Origin of the sequence: Enterococcus sp. AZ163 (assembly GCF_050498925.1) — a bacterium.
GTDB lineage: Bacteria > Bacillota > Bacilli > Lactobacillales > Enterococcaceae > Enterococcus_A > Enterococcus_A ferrettii.
In genome coordinates this window covers 387479-409819 of record NZ_JBIPAO010000001.1, presented here as the reverse complement: position 1 = coordinate 409819, position 22341 = coordinate 387479, and the positions used below count along the sequence as shown (strand labels likewise).

The window sequence follows — 22341 nt, the reverse complement described above, 5'->3', positions numbered from 1 at the left end:
TAGACAAGGAAGGTAATAAACGTGAAACTATTTAATTATTTACGCAAATACTGGTATGCCATCCTCGCGGCGCTGATTCTGTTAGTTGTCCAAGCGCACAGTGATTTGACATTACCAGGTATTACATCAGACATCGTGGATGTAGGGATTCAACAAGGTGGATTAGAGACAGCTACTCCAGATACCATCCGAGAATCAACCCTTTCAGCGATCGAGCTCTTCATGACCGATGCTGAAAAAGAAACAATCAAAGAAAACTACAAAAAGACGACAGAAACAGTTAAAGGAAAAGACATTCCTGTCTATGAGCTCCATTTAAAAGATGGTATGACTAAAGAAAAGCTAGCTAAAATTTTTGAATTGCCAATGTTTATGCTGGCTACGTCCCAATCAAAAGAGTCAAAGGATGGACAGGAAGCTAAAGAAATTTTAGACGAATACAAACAATTAGGGACAGAGGGCAAGCAAGCCCAAGAATTGGGAAAAGAAGCCCAAGAGTTAGCGCAAGAAGCCCAAGAAGCTGGAGCAGCAGCACAAACGGCAGCAGCCTCTGGTGATCTGGCAACCGCACAGGCAAAGGGTGCTGAAGCAACTCAAAAAGGTGAACAAGCGCAAGAAAAAGGCGAGCAAGCCAAATCGATTGGTGATTCTATCACCCAAACACAAAAGGAATTACCTGCAAAAGTCGAAGCTGCTCGAAAGGAAACGAAAAAGGGCTTAGGCGATGTCGGGCAAGATTCTTTGAAGACGGTTGGGGTTCAAGTAACCTTAGCTGAATACAAAGCACTCGACAAGGACACCAAACAAATTCAAATGGATTATATGATCAAACGAGGAACAGAAATGCTGATTCTGACGTTGATTTCAGCAGTCGCAGCCATTTTGGTTGGTTTAATCGCTTCGCTGGTTTCTTCTTCAGTCGGTAAGAGACTTCGGGTGGGGCAATTTGACAGAATCCTGCAATTCTCAAACACGGAAATGGAGAAATTTTCTCCAGCATCCTTGATTACACGTAGTACAAACGATATTCAACAAATTCAAATGGGTCTGGTAATGACGATTCGGCTGGTTCTGTATGCTCCTATTTTAGGAATTGGCGGTGTTTACGAAGTCTATAAAACCGGAACAGGCATGGGTTGGATTATCGCATTAGCTGTCGGATTAGTTTTGATTTTAGTGTTAACTCTATTAGGCTTTACTATGCCAAAATTCAAGAGTTTGCAAAAATTAGTCGACCGAGTGAACTTGGTTTCTCGGGAAATCATTACTGGCTTACCAGTTATTCGGGCCTTTTCTCGTGAAAAATACGAAGAAAACCGGTTCGACGTTGCCAATACAAACCTTATGAAAACCCAAATGTTTGTGAACCGCAGCATGTCAATCATGATGCCAATTATGATGCTGTTAATGAACGGGATTTCTGTATTGATTGTCTGGGTCGGTGGTCACAATATTGATTCTGGTCAATTACAAGTTGGGGATATGATGGCATTCATTACCTACACGATGCAAATTGTTATGGCCTTTATGATGCTTTCAATGGTTTCAATTATCTTACCTCGTGCCAACGTTTCTGCAGGGCGTGTAGATGAAGTCTTAGCAACAGAACCAACAATCATTAATCCAGAACAACCGCAAGACGACCATGATTTCAAAGGCCAAGTGAAATTTGAAGGAGTAACCTTCCGTTATCCAGATGCAAATGAAGATGTGCTGCATCATATCAATTTTACTGCTAAACCGGGAGAAACCACGGCCATAATCGGTTCCACTGGTTCAGGGAAATCGACAGTGGTCAACTTGATTCCAAGACTATTTGATGTAAGCAGCGGCAGAATCACTATTGATGGTGTCGACATTCGTCAAATGAGCTTGCATAAGCTGCATGACCTGATCGGCTTTGTTCCACAAAAAGGGGTTCTATTCTCTGGAGATATTGAATCCAACATCAAGTTTGGGAACATCGAAGGTATATCCGATGAACAAATGAAAAAAGCGGCTCAAATTGCTCAAGCAGAAGAATTTATTAATGACAATGAAGCTGGCTATGAACGCCACATCTCTCAAGGCGGGACCAATGTCTCCGGGGGACAAAAGCAACGTTTGTCTATTGCACGGGCATTAGCAAAAGATCCTAAAATTTTAATCTTCGATGATTCACTTTCAGCTCTAGACAACAAGACCGACATTGCTTTGCGTCGTGCTCTAGCTGAAAACGTCAAAGGCATCACACAAATCATCGTTGCACAAAAAATTTCAACCATCCTTCATGCGGATAATATTATCGTTCTAAATGAAGGTCGTATCGTGGCGCAAGGAACCCACGATGAACTGATGGAAACATCACCTGTATACCAAGAAATCGCTTCTTCACAGTTGAGTAATGCCGAATTAGGCTTGGAAGCAGAATAGGAGGGGAAGGAAATGGCAGAAAATAAACAGCAAAGCCCGCAAGGCGGACGCGGGCCAATGGGCGGCGGCCGAGGAATAGCTCCTGGCGAAAAAGCCAAGGATTTCAAAGGCACCATCAAAAAATTAGTTTCCTATATAGCAAGTTATAAGATCCCCGTCTTCTTCGTCATGATTTTTGCGGCGGCATCGACTATTTTCAATATTTGGGGACCAAAAATTCTATCAAAAGCAATTACCGAATTATTCAATGGCTTGATTAAAAAATATCAAGGCACCGGAAGTATCAATTTTGATAAGATTGGACATATCTTACTCTTCATGCTGGGACTTTACTTAGTCGCTTCCGTTTTCGGAATCATGCAAGGTTGGATTATGTCCACCATTACACAAAAAATCACGTACCGTATGCGGAAAGAAATTTCAGAAAAAATCAACCGCATGCCAATGAACTACTTTGAAAGCCGGACAACCGGTGAAGTCTTATCACGTATCACGAATGATGTGGATACCTTAGGACAATCCTTGAACCAATCAGTTACTCAGTTGATAACATCCGTCTTCACCATTGTCGGAGTCATTGTCATGATGTTATCAATCTCCGTACAGATGACCGGGATTTCCATTTTAATCGTACCGATCTCCTTGCTTTTGATTACAGTAGTCATTAAGTTCTCACAAAAGCATTTCAAAACCCAACAAAAATACTTGGGGATTATTAATGGTCAAGTCGAAGAAACAGTTGGCGGCTACAACATTGTGCATCTCTTCAATGAAGAAGAAAATGCCCTAGCTGAATTCAAAAAGCAAAATGAAGTCCTGTTTAAATCCGCTTGGAAATCTCAATTCCTTTCTGGATTGATGCAGCCAATCATGAACTTTGTTGGTAACCTAGGGTATGTAGCCGTAGCGATTATCGGTGGGATTTTAGCCTACAATGGAACCATCACAGTTGGTGATATCCAAGCCTTTATCCAATATGTACGTAACCTAACACAACCAATTGCTCAGCTGGCACAAGTATCAAACATGCTGCAATCCATGGCAGCAGCAGCTGAACGTGTTTTTGAATTCTTAGGTGAAGAAGAAGAAGCTCAAACCGTCGAAAACCCAGTCAAAATCGGCAAGGTTAAAGGTATGGTTGACTTCGATCACGTTAAATTTGGTTATACACCAGATAAAATTATTATTAACGATTTCAGCAGTCACGTCGATCCAGGACAAACCGTTGCAATTGTTGGACCAACCGGTGCTGGTAAAACCACGATGGTTAAACTGCTGATGCGCTTTTACGATGTTAATTCAGGAGCAATCAAAATCGATGGGCACGACATTAGAGACTTCAACCGCGCAGATCTACGCGAAAATATCGGGATGGTTCTCCAAGATACTTGGTTATTCAAGGGAACTATCATGGACAACCTGCGCTACGGAAGACTTGATGCGACGGATGAAGAAGTATACGCAGCAGCCAAAGCCGCTCACGTAAACCACTTCATCGAAACCTTGCCTGGCGGCTACAACATGGAATTGAACGAAGAATCATCCAATATCTCTCAAGGGCAAAAACAATTGCTGACGATTGCACGTGCTATCTTAGCAGATAAACCAATCCTGATCTTGGATGAAGCAACCTCTTCAGTCGATACCAGAACCGAAGTATTAATCCAAAACGCCATGAACAACCTAATGGCCGGCCGGACGTCCTTCGTTATCGCTCACCGTCTATCGACGATTAAAGATGCAGATAAGATCCTTTATATGCAAGACGGCGATATCAAGGAACAAGGAACACACGAAGAACTACTAGCCAAAGGCGGCTATTACGCTGCGCTTTACAATTCACAGTTTGATGAGTTGGCTGGATAGAGAATAGTAAATAGAAGCCAGTGAAATGACGCAAGCCGTTCATTTCACTGGCTTTTTTTATAAGCATTTTTGGAATAGGATAGATTCAAATCTGAGCACAGAATTTTACTTACTAATAGTAAGATGTTATGGTGGACTTAAGAAACGAATAACGACATTCGATGGCGTTATTTCATATAGGAGGTTTTCAACATGACAGTTATTATTCCTACTTTTCAACTAAGTGCTACTGCACACATTGGTCGGGTGGCTTTGAAAGTAGCCAATTTAGAAAAAATGACTCGATTTTATCAAGAAGTGATTGGACTGCAGGTCTTAGAACAAAACCCAAGCAAAAGTATGTTAGGCGTTGATAATACAATATTACTAGAATTATCTAAGGTGCAGGAACCGATGCCTGTGACTCCTAAAACAGGGCTGTATCATGTGGCTTTTTTATTACCAACTCGAAAAGATTTAGGGAATGCGCTGCTGCACTATTTAACGATCGAGGCACCTTTGATTGGTGCGAGTGATCATGGCTACAGCGAAGCCCTCTATCTAAATGATCCCGAAGGTAACGGAATTGAAGTCTATTATGACAAGCCACAAAGCGAATGGGATATCCGTGACGATGGTGAAATCGTTGGCGTGACTCTCGAGATGGATGCTGCAGGGGTTATCGCTGCCAATGATGGCAGCCGAGATGGTTTTCCAACGGGAACGACGGTTGGTCATGTTCATTTGAAAGTAGCAGATCTGATGCAGACAGAAAACTATTTTACTGAGGTTCTAGGATTATCCTTGAAAAATAATTTTGGCAATCAAGCTAAATTCTTCGCTGCGGGTGATTACCATCACCATATCGGATCCAATATTTGGTTAGGAAAACATATTCCAGCGATGACAGAGAAGGATCTGGGATTGGATTATTTCAGCTTCGTCGTACCAGACCAAGCAGAGTTGGATCGTCTGGAAAATCACTGGAAGACACAGATCGATTATAGTAAAGACGAAAGCGGCAATTTAACAATCGTCGATCCAAATGGCATTACCATGAAGTTTGAAAGATAGAACAGGTATAAAGCTGACGGATAGCCAGGAGAAAAGTATTAAAAGAAGAAGTGGTTGCAGATTTATGGCAGCTGCTTTTTTCGTTAGTAGGCTAGAAAATGAAATTACCAGCGGAATGCTGAGAGGACATTCTGCTGGTAATTTTTGGTGAGCTAATATTCTTCCTCTTCCTTTAGACCGAATACAAAGCTCTCAAAATCCTTGGCTAGAAAAGTAATCGTATAATCAAATTCTTGATCAATATGAACGACCGCAGGCTGTTCCTGAGTGCCATATTTTTTGTAATCTAAGAAAACCATGTCGTGACCAGCAGAAGGACAGTCACAGATGGCAATGCCAATATCTGGATACCCCCATTCCTCGATCCAAAAGCGACTGCCAAATTCTCCCAGCAAGGCATTTTCCCCGGCCAATCCAATGTTCAAAAAACCATTAATCGCAATTCCTGCATCGGACCAGCTTGTCGGTGTCTTTGTTTCAAATTCTGTCCTAGTTGGGATTCCCCCATTATGTTTTTGCATGAAAGCAACATAGGAATCTGGTAATTTATAACCTAACTGGTCCTCAATAATTTGTCTATCAGATACAGTGAAGTCGCCTCCTTCATAATGTTCTTTTGCATAAGTTGATTCTTCCCAAAAGGATTGAAAGTCGAAATTTGCCCAAACGTCCATGGGTGAAGCCTCCTTAATTAATTATTTTTATTGCTAGTAAAAGACAATGGATTCAGCATCTTATCCACGGATATCAATTTGACGCTTCGTTTTCGATAAAAGCACAGGTGAAGGAGATAAAAGAATGGATCATATTCTTATCATTGTTTTTCAAAGAAGCAAATCCATAAACTAGATCGGTTTTATAATCAAATGGAATTATCGACAGATCTGTGTAATGCTGGTAGCCTGAAAAATTAGTGATAAAGTTTGGCATGACAGAAATCCCCAGTCCGCTTTGTACCATTGTGTGGGATAAAAGAATGGAATCTGCATAGCAAAATATTCCTTCAGGACAATTTTCTTTGATCAACCGTTGAACCTCCGCTTGCTTTGGCGGGCACTGATAAGAATTGAATAGAATAATATTTTCATTGGCTAAATCAGCAAATGAAATCATTGCTCGAGTTGAAAGCGAGTGTTTTTCTGGAAGTACACAAACAAATTCACCTGACATTAAAGGAGTGAATTGTACATTAGAAAGAGTTTCTACGCTATCCAATGTTTGAAAGATAATATCGCAGCTTTTAGAGACAAGGTCCTTTTTCAAAATGTTGTGGTTGAAGTTTTCTAGATGTATATGAATAGCTGGATACTTTTTTTTGAATTTACTGATTATCTTCGGAAGAATATTCATCTCGAAAGCGGTACCAGAAAAACCGATAGTAAACGTATGGTTAGCTTGCTGGGCGATCTCTTTGACCTGTTCGACAGAAGAATCAAATTTTTTTAGTAGCAGCTTCGTATCATTATAAAAAACAATTCCAGCCTGAGTAAGCCGAACGCGTTGTTTTGTGCGATTGAAGAGCTCAACGTTTATTTGAACTTCCAATGATTTAATTATCTGTGTCACAGCAGGCTGAGTCAAGTTCATATTTTCAGAGGTTTGTCTAAAATTGAGCGTCTCAGCTAAATCAACAAATGTTCTTAGGTGTTCAATTTGCATTAAAAGGTCCTCCCTCATTTGCGTAATAAGTAATGCTTATTAAATATAATAACAAGTGATTTCAAGAAGATCAAATATTGTGATAAATTGAACATGCAGTAAATAATAGTTAGGAGTGTGAAAAATATGCGTTATATTGTTACAGGTGCAGATGGAAAATTAGCTGGTCGAGTTGCGGAAAACATGTTAAAAGAAGTGGGTGGAGAAAACTTAACCTTCACTGTTTGGAACATGAAATTTGTTCCCGACGAAAAATTGAAACGGTGGAAAGATGCTGGCGTACAGGTTTTTGAAGCCAATTATGACGATACAGAAGCCTTGAATAGAGCATTCAAGGGAGGCGATAGAATTTATGTTGTTTCTGGTTTACAAGTTGGAAAACGTGTTCAGCAACACAAAAATGCAATTGATGCAGCTATTAACCAAGGCGTAAGTCATGTGACTTATAGTTCAGGGTACGGAGCAACGGATCCTAAATATGCACATTTGGATGTAACTCCGGATCACACCGCTACTGAAGTATATTTAAAAGAAACCGGACATCCCTATACTACTGTAAGAAATAGCTTATACATTGAAAATTATCTTACGATGTATCCAATGCTAGCTATGATGGCAGATAACGTTTGGGCAAGTACGGCAATGGAAGGCAGAGGGGCATTGATTGCCAAAGATGATGCAGCAGCTGCGGCAACAGCTTCTTTACTTGGAAAGGGAGAAGACTATCGGGGATATAACATCTACGGTGGAGAATCAATTTCTGTACGAGAATTATGCGAACTGGTGAATGAAGTGTCTGGTATGAATTTAGTTTATGATCCGGTAGATGAAGAAAGTTATTATCAGTATCTGGAAAAATTACACGTCCCTCGTCATATTACCGGAGACTTTTCAAAATCTCCAGTTCCATTTTCTGGAGATGACATTGTGACAAATGATGCAGCCATTCGTGATGGATTACTGGATGTTGTTTCTCCTGATTTCGAACTCTTGACTGGTCAGAAGCAAAAAACAGCTAGAGACATTATTCATGAATCCAGTTATGTATGGGAGGAACGAATCAATAATTGGTCAGGGATGCGCTAAACAAAATAAATAGATAAAAAGAAGCCGAACAACTGACTCTTATCATTAGTGATGAGAGGATAGCGTGTTCGGTTTTTTGTCTTAGAAAAAATCAAACAATCAGCCCTTTTACCAAACTTTATAACACTGCCTTAACACTTTCATGATTAATGATGAAAAAAGGCGGCCTTTTATCAAAGATAGAAATCTACTATGATAAATATAAGAGATAGTGAGAATGTCAGTTTAACATTCGAATCAAACGATTTTTTTCTCTTAAGGAAAATTATTACGTTAAGCCGAGGAGGTGAAAAAATGGAAAAAAGTATGCGACGACGAAATCAATTACTCTCCTTATTGCTTTCGGAAAGCGAATATAGAGCAACAGATTATTTTAGTGATAAGCTGGAAGTTTCAACTCGAACAATTTTGAACGATGTTAATTTTTTGAATAAGGAATTAGCCAAAAAAGAGATCGAGATCGTCAAAGTCCCTCGACATGGAATTAAGCTAGTTGGGATTGATGGAAATATCAGCCATATCTGGGACATTTCTTTAGAGAACGAGGGAGACGTTTATGATGTTTTAGGCAGGAGAGAAGCAATTCTGCGGCAATTATTTATGCGTCCGACAGGGCAATTTCTCGAAGTGATGGAAAAGCATTTCTTTATCTCTGATTCGACGCTAAAAAAAGATTTGGATTATTTACAACATTATCTGCGCCACTTTGAGGTAAAAATTTGCCAAAACAAAGGAAAAGCGTTCCTTAAAGGGCCCGAAGCCAATATCCAACAGTCTTACCAGAACTTTTTGATGACAAAATTCCCCGATACCTTGCTGGTAAACAACGATGAGTTGATCGTTCAATTAAGCAATTATTTCTCGAAGAACTTGATTCAGTTAGTCAAAGATACGTTAGAAAAATTTTCGGATATCTTTTACAGCGACATTTCAAATAAATATTTTTCAGCAATTTTTCTTACACTTTTATGTTTGCTTACTCGCGCAGAAAAGGGCTGCCACATGACGATCGAAGAGAAGAAGAAGAATGAACTGGAGGATTTGGCACTTTATACTCAATCCTATGAAATTTGTTCCTTCATTTCTGCGAATAGTTCAATTGAGCTTTGGTATCCTGATATTTACCATTTGTCTGAAACGTTGTATGCCATGAACGTCAAGCCGTACCATAAATCAACGAAAAGTTATGACAGCTGCTATCAGGAAGTTGTAGAAGAATTGACGTCTGACTTGGGCAATTTATTAAATATCGATTTTTCTGGCGACCAAGAATTACATGATTCATTGATGAGTCATATTGTTCCGATGATTTATCGTTTGCGTCGCAACATATTGATCAAAAATCCTTTTATGGAGGAAATAAAAAATCGGTACCTACTATTATATTCCATGATGTGTTATGCCACGAGTAGTTTAGCTCAGCGCTTTTCGATTGAAATTACAGGTGATGAGATTTCTTTTTTAGTAATTTATTTTCAAGTTTCCTTGGAACGAAAGTATGGGGTGAGTTTTCGCAATATCTATGTGATTCTTTCGCGAGGCTTGATCACAAGTGATTTGATTTATACGAAAATTCGTCGAATCATTCCTCATACCGACAAAGTGATTCAACTAACTACGAAAGAATTTGAGCAGGTGACCTTGAATTTTCATGATGTTGTCGTTACTACGGACAATACCTTAAAAGCAAGAAACATCGTATACATCTCTCCAATGATCAAGGACGAAGAGATCAGTCGAATCGTTCATACTTACTATAAACGTTACAACGCAACCGCAAAAGAAAATTCTCACGTTCAGCACCAATGGATCAATCCAGAGCTTATTTTCCTCCGGCAGCATGTGGAGAATAAGGAAAAATGTTTGAACTTTATGATTGAAAAATATCAGGAGCTGGGAATTGCGAAAGAAAATTTTGGTGAATCCGTTTGGGTTCGCGAAAAATTAGGAGATACCAGTTTTTCTGTCAGCGTTGCTATTCCCCATGCAGATCCTAGTGAAGTCAATCAAACATCAATTGGAATCATGACGTTAGATAAGAAAATAAATTGGGGAATCAACAATGTTAATGTGATTCTGTTTTTCGCTATTTCGGATACGGATATTGATACGGCGAAGAGTAAAATCACCGGTTTGCTTGAATTTATCGAGAAGGAGGAAAATGTTGAAAAGCTGATTCAAGTAACGGATAAGCAGACTCTTTTAGAATTAGTGATGGGTGAAGGGAGTGCGATCTAGGTGGCTGATTTTTGGGATGAAATGTACTTAGATGAACATTTAGTAGATTTAGAAATAAACGAAGCAGACAATTTTTCTTCATTGGCGGCATTAGCCAATCGTCTTGAAAAAAATCAGTGTGTGAATGGAGAGTTTAGTCGAGCAATTCAGGACCGGGAAAAAGAATTTTCGACGGGTTTGCCCCTAGAAAATGTCGGGGTTGCGATTCCTCATACTGATTCGGAGTATGTTTTTAAGCAATCGATGGCCATTGGTATTCTGAAGAATCCAGTGATGTTTGAAATGATGGGCTCACCGGAAGTCTTAGTTCCAGTAAAGATCATTTTTATGCTGGCGATCAAAGAGCCTAAGAAACAACTGGAATTTTTACAGGCATTGATTGATATGTTTCAAAAAGATGAAAAAGTCTTAGCAATTGTTCAAGCCAAAACGGCAACGGAAGCCGTCAAAAAAATGAAGCAGAATTTAAAATGAGGACGTGGAAAAGATGAAAAATATTCTATTAGCTTGTGGTTCAGGCATTGCAACATCAACGGCAGTAAACGGAAAAATTTCAAAAATTTTGGATGAAAATGGGTATAAAGGAAAGTATAAAATTACCCAATGCAAAATTTCAGAGGCACCAAATAAAGCAGCAAATTATGATTTTTTGATTTCTACAACCGTGATACCTAAAGGCTTGGACTGTAAATCTGTTTCGGGTGTGTGTTTTTTAACGGGGGTCAATACGAAACCAACGATTGACAGAATTATTGAATTAATGGAAATGTAATTGGTAGTTAAGAATACGAGTACGAGGGGGAATAGTCATGGATGCTATTATCAATGTGTTTCAATTTATTCAGGGCCTGGGTGTATCTGTTGTAATGCCCGTTGTAATCTTTATCATTGGTTGTGCCTTCAGAACAGGTGTGGGTCAGAGTCTTCGCGCAGGTTTGACGGTAGGGGTAGGTTTCATTGGTTTGAACTTGGTCATCAACTCGTTATTAGGAACCAGTCTTTCGCCAGCGGTGCAGGCGATGGTGGATCGTTATGGATTAAGTTTATCGACGATTGATGTGGGATGGCCGGCCTCTGCGGCGATTGCAATGGGCTCAACGGTGGGACTGATCATCATTCCATTAGGCTTATTGGTAAATATTGTGATGCTGTTGACAAATACAACGCAAACAGTGGATGTGGATATTTGGGATTACTGGCATTTTGCTTTTACTGGTGCTTTGGTAGCCATTATCACCGATACTTTGTGGTTGGGAATTTTTGCGGCAGTTGTCAACATGGTCATCATTATGGTTTTGGGCGATGTTACCGCTCCAGAGGTGGAAAAATCGCTAGATCTGCCAGGGGTTTCGCTACCTCACGGATTTACAACTGCCTATGCTCCGATCGCGATGGTAATTAACAAATTGATCGATATGATTCCGGGCGTAAGAAATATCAATATCAACATGGATACAGTGCAACGAAGATTCGGTGTATTTGGTGAACCAATCTTAGTAGGTACCTTTTTAGGAATAATTATTGGGATCATTGCAGGGTATGATGTGACACAAGTATTGACACTAGGAGTTTCATTAGGAGCCGTTCTGGTTTTGATCCCTAAAATGGCTGCTTTGCTGATGGAGGGCTTGATGCCGATTAGTGACGCTGCCAGCGAATTCATCCAAAATCGATTCCAAAACCGCGGGAAAATTTATATTGGCTTAGATTCTGCGGTTGGCGTAGGACATCCGGTAACGTTAGCGATCTCATTCATTTTAGTCCCCTTGTTGATTTTCTTAGCAGTTGTCTTGCCAGGAAATACGGTCATGCCATTTGCTGATTTAGCTGTTATACCATGGATGTTTGTGTTAATCACACCTATCGTAAAGGAAAACGGATTTAGAGGATTAATCGTTGGTTTGATTGTCTTGATTTTCGGGTTGTGGATCGCTACAGACTTAGCGCCAATGATTACGACTGCTGCGAACAACGTGAATTTCCAAATGCCAGAAGGCGCATCGCAAATTTCATCTATTTGTGACGGTGCGAACCCATTGACTTGGGCGTTGGTTCGCTTAAATGGTCTCGGCTATATTGGTACGGGAGCTGGGGCCTTTGTTGCTTTGGCAATGGCTATCTGGAACCGTAACCGAATCAAAAAAGAAGCTTCGCAGTTCCACGATGGAGGAGAAGCTGCGTAATTCTTTTGTATGGAAAAGGGGAAAGAACATATGAAACGGTTCGAGTATGATAAAACATTGTACTTTATCGATGTCCCTGTTACAGGAGTAGTCTCATTAATTGTTTTTCTCATCGCAGTTGGCTCAATCATCACCAATCACATACCAGAGCTAATGTTCCTAATTGGAATCGTTGCTTTTTACAGCTTTTGGAACGCACTTGTGGCAAAAGTTACGCCAAGAGAGATAAACGTTGATGGAGAAACGCTGACTTTGCGTTCATTTAACCGAGTAGATGCCTACGATTTAACCCTGTTGAAAAGCTTTAAAATTCGTGAGTTCCCAACGGCAGGAAAAATGTTTCTGCGAATGGATGGCGGTGGAGTGCTAAAAGGACGTTATTGGTTGAATACGAAAAATTATAGTGAGGGTCAAGAGCTGTTTCGATTATTACTGGATATGGAGTATGAAAAACATCCAGAGTCGTTGAAAGCTCGTGCTAGAAGAGTAAATACGGAGTATATTGCTCTTGCCAAAAAGAAAAAAGAGGCTAGATGATGTTAGAAAAAGAAAAAGCAGAAATGATCGCTGCAGGAATAAAATTGGATCGCTACGGCTTGATTTCCTTATCGGGAGGAAACGTAAGTGTACGAGTGAACCCAGAGACGTTACTAGTTACGCCTAGCGGAATGATGTACGAAGAGATGGTTCCCGAAGATGTTTTAGTAGTGACTATGGATGGTAAGGTAATTGAAGGAGAACGCCGTCCGAGTGTTGATACGGTTGCTATTCGCTATATTTTCCAACAGATGCCTGCTGTTAACGCCGTCATTCACACCCATCAACCCTATGCTACGGGAATTGGTTTGGTGGTGGATCAGATCGATTGCGACGTTACAACACTTGCGAATACAGCAAAAGGTCCAGTAAATGTGGCTCCTTATAGCTCAGCAGCCAGTATTGATATGGGTTATGCAGTGGTTGACCATATTGGAGATCAATTAGCCGTAGTGCTAAAAAATCACGGGGTCGTCACTGTGGGTAAAAACCTGAAAGAAGCCTTATACGCTGCCGTATATCTAGAAGAAGCTGCCAAGACATTATATGTAGCGCACTCTTACGGAGGCGATATCGCTAAACTGAACGAAGAACAGATTCAAACCGCTGTTGAAGTATTTAAAGAGTATGGTCAAGTTAAACAGTAAGTGGTGTAAGCTTGAGATAAATGATTAAAGCCTATCTACCGTTTTTTGGTAGATGGGTATTTTTGTGTTTGTAGGGAAAGAGGATAGATTTGTATTAATTTGATGTTCTTTAGCAATTTTTTTATAAATAGTCTCCCCTTCCAAAATTAAACTATATCAAATGAGGTTGCATATTATGACTATCAAAGTTACATATTCGTGGTTTATTAGAAAGGTGACGGCTTTTCATTATTACACAAACTATTGGAAATATCTAATAACTTTTATAAATAAATATGTAGTTAAGGTTTTCTATATGCAAGATTGCGACATCAAGGAATAAGAGATACACGAAAAACTATTAGCCAGAGGTAGCTATTATGCTGTTCTTTACAAATCACAACTTGATGAAGTTGGTGGGTGTGATTTCGTTTAAAAAGATAAGTTTATTCTGCTTGTAAGTGTGGAGGGGGAGTCAGGTAAATAAAAGATGTTTTGTAGCTGTTGAAACAAATATGAATATATCTTATAATGGAAGGGAACGTACGTTCTTTTTGTGAACTGTGATTTACTTGCCACATAAATCTCTTGTATAATAAAGAAAAAATAAGAGGTGTTATATATGAAAAATCTGAAAATATACCATTTTAAAAAGAAATATGGTCAAACTCATTATGATGATGGAAACTTGTATGTTTCGGACGAAAATGATGAATACCCGGTTCTACCATCCGAGATTATCGATTTTTTTGATAGACATTCATATAAAGTTAGTGATTCAAAAAGAACCCAAAATATTCGATTTAGATCGCCCTATGTCCAATTCTTGCAACACTTTGAAGAAATCTTTAACTCGATAGAGGATTTTGACAGACATAGCGATCTTTTGGCTGAAAAATTTAAGAATTCGCTCAAGCAACCTCCTGTTAAAAACTTCTATTTGATTTTTTACATCACTATTATTGGTAGAGATGAATGTTTGTCTGTCTTAACCATGGAAGCGAGAAAAGGTGTCCAAGTTAGTGGTAAAAATTTCAACATACTAGAGGAAATTCTTCCAGATAGAGATTCGCGGTTAAAAAAAGCAGCTATTGTATATAAAAAAGAAAGTATAGATTTTAAAAAAGAAAAAAGCACTAAAAGGCAATCAGTATTTATAAGACATGCTACTTTGATTGATAGTCGTTCCACTAGTAATGATGTTGCTTTACCTGAATATTTCTTTGATACATTCTTAGATGGTGAAGTTGTTGCGGATAATCCATCAGCTGTATCTAAGATTATCTTAGAGGCAATTCCCGATACGTTAAGCCCTTTTTTGGGAAATAACTTTACAAAAAAGGATGTAAAGAAGCATCTTAAAACCAAATTTTCAAATGAAACAAAATCTTCTTTTATGGACGTTGTAAATGGGTTGGAGAAGCTTTTATCGAAGGAAAAGATGGAAGAGGCTAATTATGATTTAGAAGGTCTGAGTAAGTTGGCCTTCAGAAATGCTAAAAATATCAATAAGACAATAACTAAAACTTTTACTGCAAAAGTCACTCGTTCGCCTAAAACAATTATTAAAGACAAAAAAGATGATGGTAAGAGCATAAAGATGGCACTATCAAAAAAAAGTTTGGATAATAGAGATGTATTGATAGACCAAAAAAGTAGCAAAACCTATCATATTATAAAAGTCAAAAAATCATTGGTAGAAATCTCAGAAACCAATTAACCTTTGGGAGGGGAAAGTCATTGAAGTATGAAGAATTGTTTGATTATGTTGCTTCAAAGCCAAACTTTACCTCTTATTACAATGAAGGCGATGAGAATCTTCAACTATTCCAAATAGTATCATTTGAAATAGTTGAAGATGATCTAGATGTAATAAAAAATATAGTTCAAGAAATAATTGATAGTGATTCTCAAATTTCTTTTTATGTCGATGATATAGAAATGACTATAAAGAATATAGAATTATTGGAGGAAAACATTGGCGAATATCTCGAGTTTAGGGTTAGGCATGATTTAACTGATTTAGATTACTCTCTCATATTTGCAAATGTTAAGGAATTTAAATGTTTCGTAGATGAATGCATTTCGCCACTTACTATCTCTAGAATTCGTAAAATAAAAAATAAAATCGGCATTACAATCAAAAAAGATACAACTACTAATGCAATCGGTTCTAAACTATTTTGTGATGGGCAAAGAGCCAATGAATATTTTATTGGAGAACCTTCCGCCCTCATAAATGAGGAAGAATTTCAATTTAATCATTGTTTAGCTGTGCCAGGCTTATTGCCAGAATTTTTGTTAGCTGATAACTCGAGAGATTTATTAATGGCTTTTTTTGAATGTATATCTGAAAAAGAAATATCCGAAAATGAATTTATGCTGAGTATTGGAGATATAAACTCTATTGTCATAGAAGAAGACTGTAAATTATCTCCAAACCAATTAAGAGATATATTTTCGATAACTAATTATATTTTCCAAGATAGTAAAAGTTATTTGGAAAAACTATGGATTTTACGAAAAAAATTATTTGACTGCATACTGGAAGGCTATTCAATATTGGAGATACCATGGAAAAGAATACTTTTATCAGTCAAAAATACTTATCATCTCCTAGTAAACGAAAGAGTAACTGATTTTTTTGATAAAAAAGAAAAATATGATAAAGCAATCACAGATTTAGTAAACAGTATTTCAATAGAGATCAATAAGAATATCGAGGAAACTATAAAAGAGCTTTTGACTATTGTGGGTACTATATTAGCTTCTTTTGCATTAAAAATCGATATGAATCAGCAAGCTTTTTTTGTTAGTGCAGCTCTTCTATATTGTGTTTTCTTATACATAATCTATTCTATTAGGGGATTTAATCATGCGTCTGAAGTTTTGGAAGATAGAATAAAGGATTTGAAGCAGAACTTTGAAAAAATGTTTTTATTAGAAGAAAGCTTTGAAGAAGTGTATGATAAACGAATATCTCAAACATTAGAATCACTTAGAAGCATTGAGGAAATCAGGAAGATTTTTTTACTGCTCATTATGTTTATTTTGGTATTAATACTTATGCTATCAGCAAATGTTGTTACTGTGGGAATAAGTTGCTAATTGGCGTTGGTGATTTTTATTAGGAAAACAGGTAAATGACCACTAAAATAAATATTTTAAGGTGAAGCATCTTAGTCATAACTCTAGAAAAAGCCTATAAACGCTGTTAAAACAACGTTTATAGGCTTTTTTAGGCTATTCCCATTCAACCGTAGCCGGTGGCTTACTCGTAATATCATACACAATCCGATTCACATGATCCACTTCATTCACGATCCGAACAGAAATCTTTTGCAAGACATCCCATGGAATACGAGCGAAGTCGGCAGTCATACCATCAATTGAGGTTACTGCACGGATACCGATTGTATAATCGTAAGTACGACCGTCACCCATAACACCAACTGAACGAATGCCTGGCAGGACAGTGAAATATTGCCAGATGTCGCGGTCTAAGCCGGCATTTGTAATTTCTTCTCTTAAGATCGCATCTGATTCGCGCACGATTTCTAGTTTTTCTTCAGTAATTTCGCCAAGGACACGGATACCTAAGCCTGGTCCTGGGAAAGGCTGGCGCCATACGATAGAGTCTGGCATGCCAAGCTGAGTTCCTAGTTCACGGACTTCATCCTTGAATAGAGTGTTTAATGGTTCGATCAGCTCAAATTGCATATCTTCTGGCAATCCACCTACGTTGTGGTGAGATTTGATGGTTTGAGCTGTTTCAGTACCGGATTCGATTACGTCGGTATAAAGGGTTCCTTGAGCTAAGAAGGAAATGCCTTCTTTACCAGCGAGTTTCGTTGCTTCATCATCAAATAGGTAAACAAATTCGTTCCCAATGATTTTGCGTTTTTGTTCTGGATCAGAAACACCAGCTAGTTTGTCTAAGAAACGGTCTTTGGCATCAACACGGATAATGTTCAGGCCGAATTTTCCACCTAAAGCTTCCATTACCTGTTCGCCTTCGTTTTTACGTAATAAGCCGTGGTCAACAAAAATTGATGTCAATTGGTCACCGATGGCTTTTTGCAGCAATACACCAACAACAGATGAGTCTACGCCGCCGGATAAGCCGAGTAAAACTTTCTTATCACCAACTTGTTCGCGGATTTTTGCGACTTGCATCTCAATAAAGTTGTCCATGCTCCAGTCACCTTTACAATGACAAACTTCGTAAGCAAAGTGGCGCAGCAAATCGTTTCCGTATTCGGAGTGACGCACTTCCGCATGGTATTGGATACCATAGAAGTTGCGGTTCGTATCTTGAATTGAGGCAATTGGACAGTCAGCAGAGGTTGCAACTGTTTCAAAGCCTTCTGGTACTTGGGTAACAAGGTCGCCGTGGCTCATCCAGACTGTTTGTTCTTTCGGTGTGCCTTCGAATAAGACAGCATCATCAGAAGTAACTTCCAGTAATGCTTTTCCGTATTCACGATTTTGAGCTGGTTCAACTTTTCCGCCTAGGTTGTAAGTAATCAACTGCATGCCGTAACAGATTCCCAAGATTGGAATACCCAGTTCAAAAATTGCTGGATCAATCGAGAAGGCACCTTCATCATAGACACTGTTCGGTCCACCGGAAAGGATAATTCCTTTTGGCTTCATAGCTTTTACTTCTTCAGCAGTGATGCGGTGGCTCATTAGTTCTGAGAAAACACCGAATTCACGGATACGACGAGTGATCAATTGGTTGTACTGGCTACCGTAGTCCAGCACAATGATTTTTTCAACGTCAGTCATTTCGTTGGCAACGTTTGTCACAATTATTCCCTCTATTCTTATAGTTTTATTTCAAAAGCAGAGCAAGCTCGGCTTTTTTTGCATGAATTAATGAGGCGGTCTAATACTTGCGTAAATAGACTTCATCAATTTTATGATGCTTAGCCTTGTGCATGATAATATCAGCTCGGCCGCGTGTTGGCAAGATATACTCTTCTAAATTAACCAAATTCACTTTTTGCCATACATCTTCTGCCATTTCGAGAGCGGCTTTACGATCACCGATGGCATATTGATAATAGTAATTGTCTGGGTCCTGGAAGGCCGTGTCCAACAAAGCTTCAAAACGTTCCAAATACCATTTCTCAATCAGAGTGGAATCAGCATCGACAAAGACTGAAAAGTCAAAAAAGTCGCTGATATAAATTTGCTGATTAGCTGGCAGCTGCAAGGTATTGATTCCTTCAACAATTAGAATATCCGGCTGATGAATGGTTTCGTACGACCCCTCAACAATATCGTAAACATTATGGGAATAAATCGGAATTTGAATGTTTTCCTGCCCTGATTTAACTTCGTTCAAGAAAGTAATCAGCTTTTCCATGTCATAGCTTTCAGGAAAGCCTTTGCGATCCATAATCCCCCGGTCCTCTAAGACCTTGTTGGGATAAAGAAATCCATCCGTAGTGATTAGCTGGACTCGTTGATGCTTGAACAAACGACCTAAAAGGGTTTGTAGCAGTCGAGCAGTGGTACTTTTTCCGACGGCAACACTTCCAGCGATGCCGATGATAAATGGCGGCATTTTCACGTATTTATGCAGGAAAAGTCCTTTACTCAAACTCAAGGATTCCGCCTCTTTTTTGTATAAGTGAATCAAATGGCACAATGGAATATAAACATCTTCCACATCCTGCATGGAGATGCGGTCATTTAAGCTTCGAATACTTTCCAATTCTTCTTCGGTCAAAGGGGTATGTCCGCTGGTATAAAAATCTTGCCACTGTTCCCGCGGAATACGATAGTAATTGATCTTGTCCTTCATGACGGCCTCCTTTGATAACTGCGCTTAATTTTATCACAAAAAGGCGGTTTTCTGGTGGGTTTTACTGGAAAACCGCCTTTTTTTCTTCTATAAAAGGATGTATACGTCATTTTAACGGAAAAAAACGCCGAAAAGCTATGGAAAATCAGGGAGTTTCATCTATTTTTTAGAATTGGTCACCAGAAGAGTAGGATTGGCGACTTCGTGCTATCATAGTAGAAAAGAGGAGGCACACGTGATGAAAACAATTGCTTTATATGGCGACAGCTTAATGACAGGCTTGATGAATGGTGAAACTAGTGATATTCTCAATCAGTACGTGGTCAACGAACTGGCAGACATGGGATTTCCTGGTTATGAGATTTTGGAGTTTGGCAAACGAGGAGAAGGCTCCGCTGAGGGGTTGGAACGTTTAGACGAAGTAGTGACAGCCAATGCTGACTTTGTTGTGATTTGTTTTGGCACGAATGATTCGGTTAAACACAAAGACCCGATTGACGTTTATGGCGACAATCTACGTAAATTGATTGGTGCTTTTTCCACAGAGAAGGTGATCGTGCTAACTCCTGGCTATGTGAACACAGAAATCCGCACCGAAGCTAGCAATGATCGCCAGCAGGAATATGCTGAAATGGCAAAACAAGCAGCGAAAGACATGGGTGTTAGTGTGATTGATTTGTATCATCACATGACAATTTATCCCGCTCCGAAGGAATTCCTTCAGGATGACGGCTTGCATCCATCTGATGAAGGGTACCACTTCTTAGGTGCCTTAATTGCCAGAGATATCAAAAATAAATTATTGACTATGTAAATGCTGAACGTTGATGTTGATGTGGATCAGCCAGAATGGTCGGACATCAAACGAGTAAAAATTTTAATTATTAAGGAGAAACAATGAGCAATCACTATTATTCAGAAAATCCTGAGACCTCTCACGATCTGGAGCAGTGGTCCTTTGAGCTGCTGGGTAGGAACTTTCACTTTGTAACAGACAGTGGTGTGTTTTCCCGTCAAACAGTTGATTACGGTTCGCGAGTATTAATTGAGCAATTCGACAATAACGAGTTGCCGGAAGGATCGATTCTAGATGTTGGCTGCGGTTATGGTCCAATTGGTCTGGCTTTGGCCTATGGAACAGGGCGTAAGGTGGAAATGATTGATGTTAATAATCGTGCAGTAGCTTTAGCTCAGGATAACGCCAAGCGCAACGGGCTAGAAGAGCAGACGGACATTCATCAGTCCAACATTTATGAAGAACTGCATCAGGATGCTTATGCAGCGATTGTCACCAATCCACCGATTCGTGCAGGTAAAAAGGTCGTGCATCAGATTTTGGCAGATGCAGAACCATTGCTGAAAATCGGTGGTACTTTAACAGCCGTGATCCAAAAGAAACAGGGCGCGCCAAGTGCCAAGAAGAAAATGGAAGAGATTTTCGGTAATGCCGAGATTGTTTCCAAGGATAAAGGGTATTATATTTTAAAAAGTAGGAAAGAATAACTAGAGTTGCCGTAAATGGAGAAAATTTACGGCAGCTTTTTTTATCAGTCGTACTTTTCGCAGTTAAGTTAAAATAGAAATGGGTTGTCGATTAAGAACAGATAATCCAATAGAGAAGTTTAGTACGATGATATGCGTGAGAGGATCAGACCCATTTTTCCGCTCTTTGGAAAAATGGTCCCTTAAAGAGGAACTAGCTATCAGTCGTACTTTTCGCAGTTAAGTTAAAACAGAAATGGGCTGTTCTCAAGCACACAGCAGTGAAATTTCTTTTTACCAATTAGTGAGAAAGGCTTGCAGGATTAGAAGGAATAACGGTATAATCACATTAAATCAAGCTATTTCACAAATGTGATTGTTAGGCTGTTTAGATTTGGGGGAAACGAACGATGTATAAAGATGAAGATAAACTGCTGGTTCGAATTGCCGAGATGTACTACCAGGAGGACAAGAATCAAAGTCAGATTTCCAAGGAATTGAATATTCACCGCAGTACCATCAGCCGTCTGCTAAAGCGCTCCAGAAATGAAGGGATCGTTACGATTTCCATTAATTATGATAAAGCAGGCACCTATGATTTAGAAAAGCAGCTGCAGGAGAAGTACGGGTTAAAAAAAGCAGTCATTGTACCCTCTGCACCGGAGTTAAATCGGACCCAAAAGGACAAGCTCTTAGCCAGTGGTGTTGGGGAGTACTTAACAGAGATTTTAGCAGATGACATGATAATTGGTTTTTCCTGGGGAGAAACCATGTCAGCAATTCCCGAAGGCTTAGGAAGTTACACAGTGAAAAATATTACTTGTATTCCAATGATTGGTGGGCCATCAGGTCGGCTAATCAGTGACTATCATGTGAACACCATTTCTTACGAAGCGTCGAAAAAAATGAATGGTCGAGCTCTGCTGATTGATTCGCCTGCCTTTCCAGAAACGATCGCCTTGAAAAAGGCTTTAATGGAAAATGAGTTCAACCAAGAGTTGATTGATTATTGGCGCAAGCTGGATATTGCCATTTTAGGTATTGGCAGTCCTAACTTGAAGGCCAGCGAAAGCTGGAAACAATTCTATGGTGAAGATGTTTTGGCTTATTTGGAGGGTAAAAAAGTTATTGGGGACGTGGTTTCCCGCTTCTACAATTCAGAAGGCCAGCACATTGAAAACGAATTGGATGATCGCTTAATTGGTATTGACATCAGTGATCTGAAACGGACGCCGTACCGCATTGGGATTGCTTCGATGGTGGACAAAGCGCCAGCAATCGCCAGTGCCCTGAAGGGTGAATACATTAATGTTTTAGTTACGACAGAGGAAACAGCGAAGAAAGTACTTGAGGGGTAGGAAAATCCTACCCTTTCTTTTTAAGG

At 39.3% G+C, this 22341-nt stretch carries 19 protein-coding genes; 15 read left to right on the top strand and 4 right to left on the bottom strand.

Annotation, left to right across the window (positions count from 1 at the left end; all coding sequences use genetic code 11):
- Positions 1 to 21: 21 nt before the first annotated feature.
- The 3 genes from IGI46_RS02120 (at position 22) to IGI46_RS02110 (ending at position 5331) form a co-directional block, all read left to right on the top strand.
- On the top strand, positions 22 to 2412 hold the full coding sequence (locus IGI46_RS02120) for an ABC transporter transmembrane domain-containing protein (RefSeq protein ID WP_207700826.1): 2391 nt from the start codon (positions 22 to 24) through the stop codon (positions 2410 to 2412).
- Positions 2413 to 2424: 12 nt separating this feature from the next.
- Positions 2425 to 4278 carry an ABC transporter ATP-binding protein gene (locus tag IGI46_RS02115; RefSeq protein ID WP_207700825.1) on the top strand — a complete coding sequence of 618 codons (1854 nt, stop codon included), beginning with the start codon at positions 2425 to 2427 and terminating at the stop codon, positions 4276 to 4278.
- 192 nt (positions 4279 to 4470) lie between these two features.
- Complete coding sequence (locus IGI46_RS02110) at positions 4471 to 5331, top strand: VOC family protein (RefSeq protein ID WP_429972714.1); 861 nt, start codon at positions 4471 to 4473, stop codon at positions 5329 to 5331.
- A 152-nt stretch (positions 5332 to 5483) separates the two neighbouring features.
- Here IGI46_RS02110 and IGI46_RS02105 read toward each other — a convergent pair whose 3' ends face one another.
- Together IGI46_RS02105 and IGI46_RS02100 are read right to left on the bottom strand one after the other, a co-directional pair.
- The gene (locus tag IGI46_RS02105; RefSeq protein WP_429972713.1) at positions 5484 to 6005 is read right to left on the bottom strand and encodes an SMI1/KNR4 family protein; all 522 of its coding nucleotides are present in this window, start codon (positions 6003 to 6005) and stop codon (positions 5484 to 5486) included.
- Between the two features lie 73 nt (positions 6006 to 6078).
- Positions 6079 to 6990 (bottom strand): LysR family transcriptional regulator, encoded by a 912-nt coding sequence (locus IGI46_RS02100; protein WP_429972712.1) that lies wholly within the window; start codon positions 6988 to 6990, stop codon positions 6079 to 6081.
- Between the two features lie 126 nt (positions 6991 to 7116).
- On the opposite strand from IGI46_RS02100, the gene IGI46_RS02095 reads away from it, so the two are divergent.
- The 9 genes from IGI46_RS02095 to IGI46_RS02055 all read left to right on the top strand — a co-directional run bounded on the left by IGI46_RS02095 (position 7117) and on the right by IGI46_RS02055 (position 16768).
- A complete protein-coding gene (locus IGI46_RS02095) occupies positions 7117 to 8076 on the top strand; it encodes an NmrA family NAD(P)-binding protein (RefSeq protein WP_429972711.1) in 960 nt (319 codons plus the stop codon).
- A 294-nt stretch (positions 8077 to 8370) separates the two neighbouring features.
- Entirely contained in the window at positions 8371 to 10314 is a 1944-nt protein-coding gene (locus IGI46_RS02090) for a BglG family transcription antiterminator (RefSeq protein ID WP_429972710.1), read from the top strand.
- The gene (locus IGI46_RS02085; protein ID WP_207700820.1) at positions 10315 to 10788 is read left to right on the top strand and encodes a PTS sugar transporter subunit IIA; all 474 of its coding nucleotides are present in this window, start codon (positions 10315 to 10317) and stop codon (positions 10786 to 10788) included. It abuts the gene before it with no gap.
- A 13-nt stretch (positions 10789 to 10801) separates the two neighbouring features.
- The gene (locus tag IGI46_RS02080; RefSeq protein ID WP_429972709.1) at positions 10802 to 11086 is read left to right on the top strand and encodes a PTS sugar transporter subunit IIB; all 285 of its coding nucleotides are present in this window, start codon (positions 10802 to 10804) and stop codon (positions 11084 to 11086) included.
- 37 nt (positions 11087 to 11123) lie between these two features.
- The gene (locus IGI46_RS02075; protein ID WP_429972708.1) at positions 11124 to 12497 is read left to right on the top strand and encodes a PTS galactitol transporter subunit IIC; all 1374 of its coding nucleotides are present in this window, start codon (positions 11124 to 11126) and stop codon (positions 12495 to 12497) included.
- Between the two features lie 30 nt (positions 12498 to 12527).
- Entirely contained in the window at positions 12528 to 13034 is a 507-nt protein-coding gene (locus IGI46_RS02070) for a hypothetical protein (RefSeq protein WP_429972707.1), read from the top strand.
- Entirely contained in the window at positions 13034 to 13681 is a 648-nt protein-coding gene (locus IGI46_RS02065; RefSeq protein ID WP_429972706.1) for a class II aldolase/adducin family protein, read from the top strand. The genes IGI46_RS02070 and IGI46_RS02065 overlap by 1 nt, the downstream gene beginning before the upstream one ends.
- A gap of 601 nt (positions 13682 to 14282) precedes the next feature.
- Positions 14283 to 15380, top strand: coding sequence for a hypothetical protein (locus tag IGI46_RS02060; RefSeq protein WP_429972705.1), 1098 nt, complete (start codon positions 14283 to 14285; stop codon positions 15378 to 15380).
- Positions 15381 to 15400: 20 nt separating this feature from the next.
- A complete protein-coding gene (locus IGI46_RS02055; protein ID WP_429972704.1) occupies positions 15401 to 16768 on the top strand; it encodes a hypothetical protein in 1368 nt (455 codons plus the stop codon).
- 135 nt (positions 16769 to 16903) lie between these two features.
- On the opposite strand, the gene guaA is transcribed toward IGI46_RS02055, so the two are convergent.
- Together guaA and coaA are read right to left on the bottom strand one after the other, a co-directional pair.
- A complete protein-coding gene (guaA, locus tag IGI46_RS02050) occupies positions 16904 to 18472 on the bottom strand; it encodes a glutamine-hydrolyzing GMP synthase (protein WP_429972703.1) in 1569 nt (522 codons plus the stop codon).
- 79 nt (positions 18473 to 18551) lie between these two features.
- Positions 18552 to 19475: a type I pantothenate kinase gene (gene coaA / locus IGI46_RS02045; protein ID WP_429972702.1), complete on the bottom strand. Its 924-nt coding sequence runs from the start codon at positions 19473 to 19475 to the stop codon at positions 18552 to 18554.
- 238 nt (positions 19476 to 19713) lie between these two features.
- Here coaA and IGI46_RS02040 point away from each other — a divergent pair, with 238 nt between their 5' ends.
- From IGI46_RS02040 to IGI46_RS02030, 3 genes are all read left to right on the top strand, one after another.
- Positions 19714 to 20289 (top strand): SGNH/GDSL hydrolase family protein, encoded by a 576-nt coding sequence (locus tag IGI46_RS02040; protein ID WP_429972701.1) that lies wholly within the window; start codon positions 19714 to 19716, stop codon positions 20287 to 20289.
- Between the two features lie 83 nt (positions 20290 to 20372).
- Positions 20373 to 20978 (top strand): class I SAM-dependent methyltransferase, encoded by a 606-nt coding sequence (locus IGI46_RS02035; protein WP_429972700.1) that lies wholly within the window; start codon positions 20373 to 20375, stop codon positions 20976 to 20978.
- Positions 20979 to 21367: 389 nt separating this feature from the next.
- Positions 21368 to 22315 carry a sugar-binding transcriptional regulator gene (locus tag IGI46_RS02030; protein WP_429972699.1) on the top strand — a complete coding sequence of 316 codons (948 nt, stop codon included), beginning with the start codon at positions 21368 to 21370 and terminating at the stop codon, positions 22313 to 22315.
- Positions 22316 to 22341: the final 26 nt, after the last annotated feature.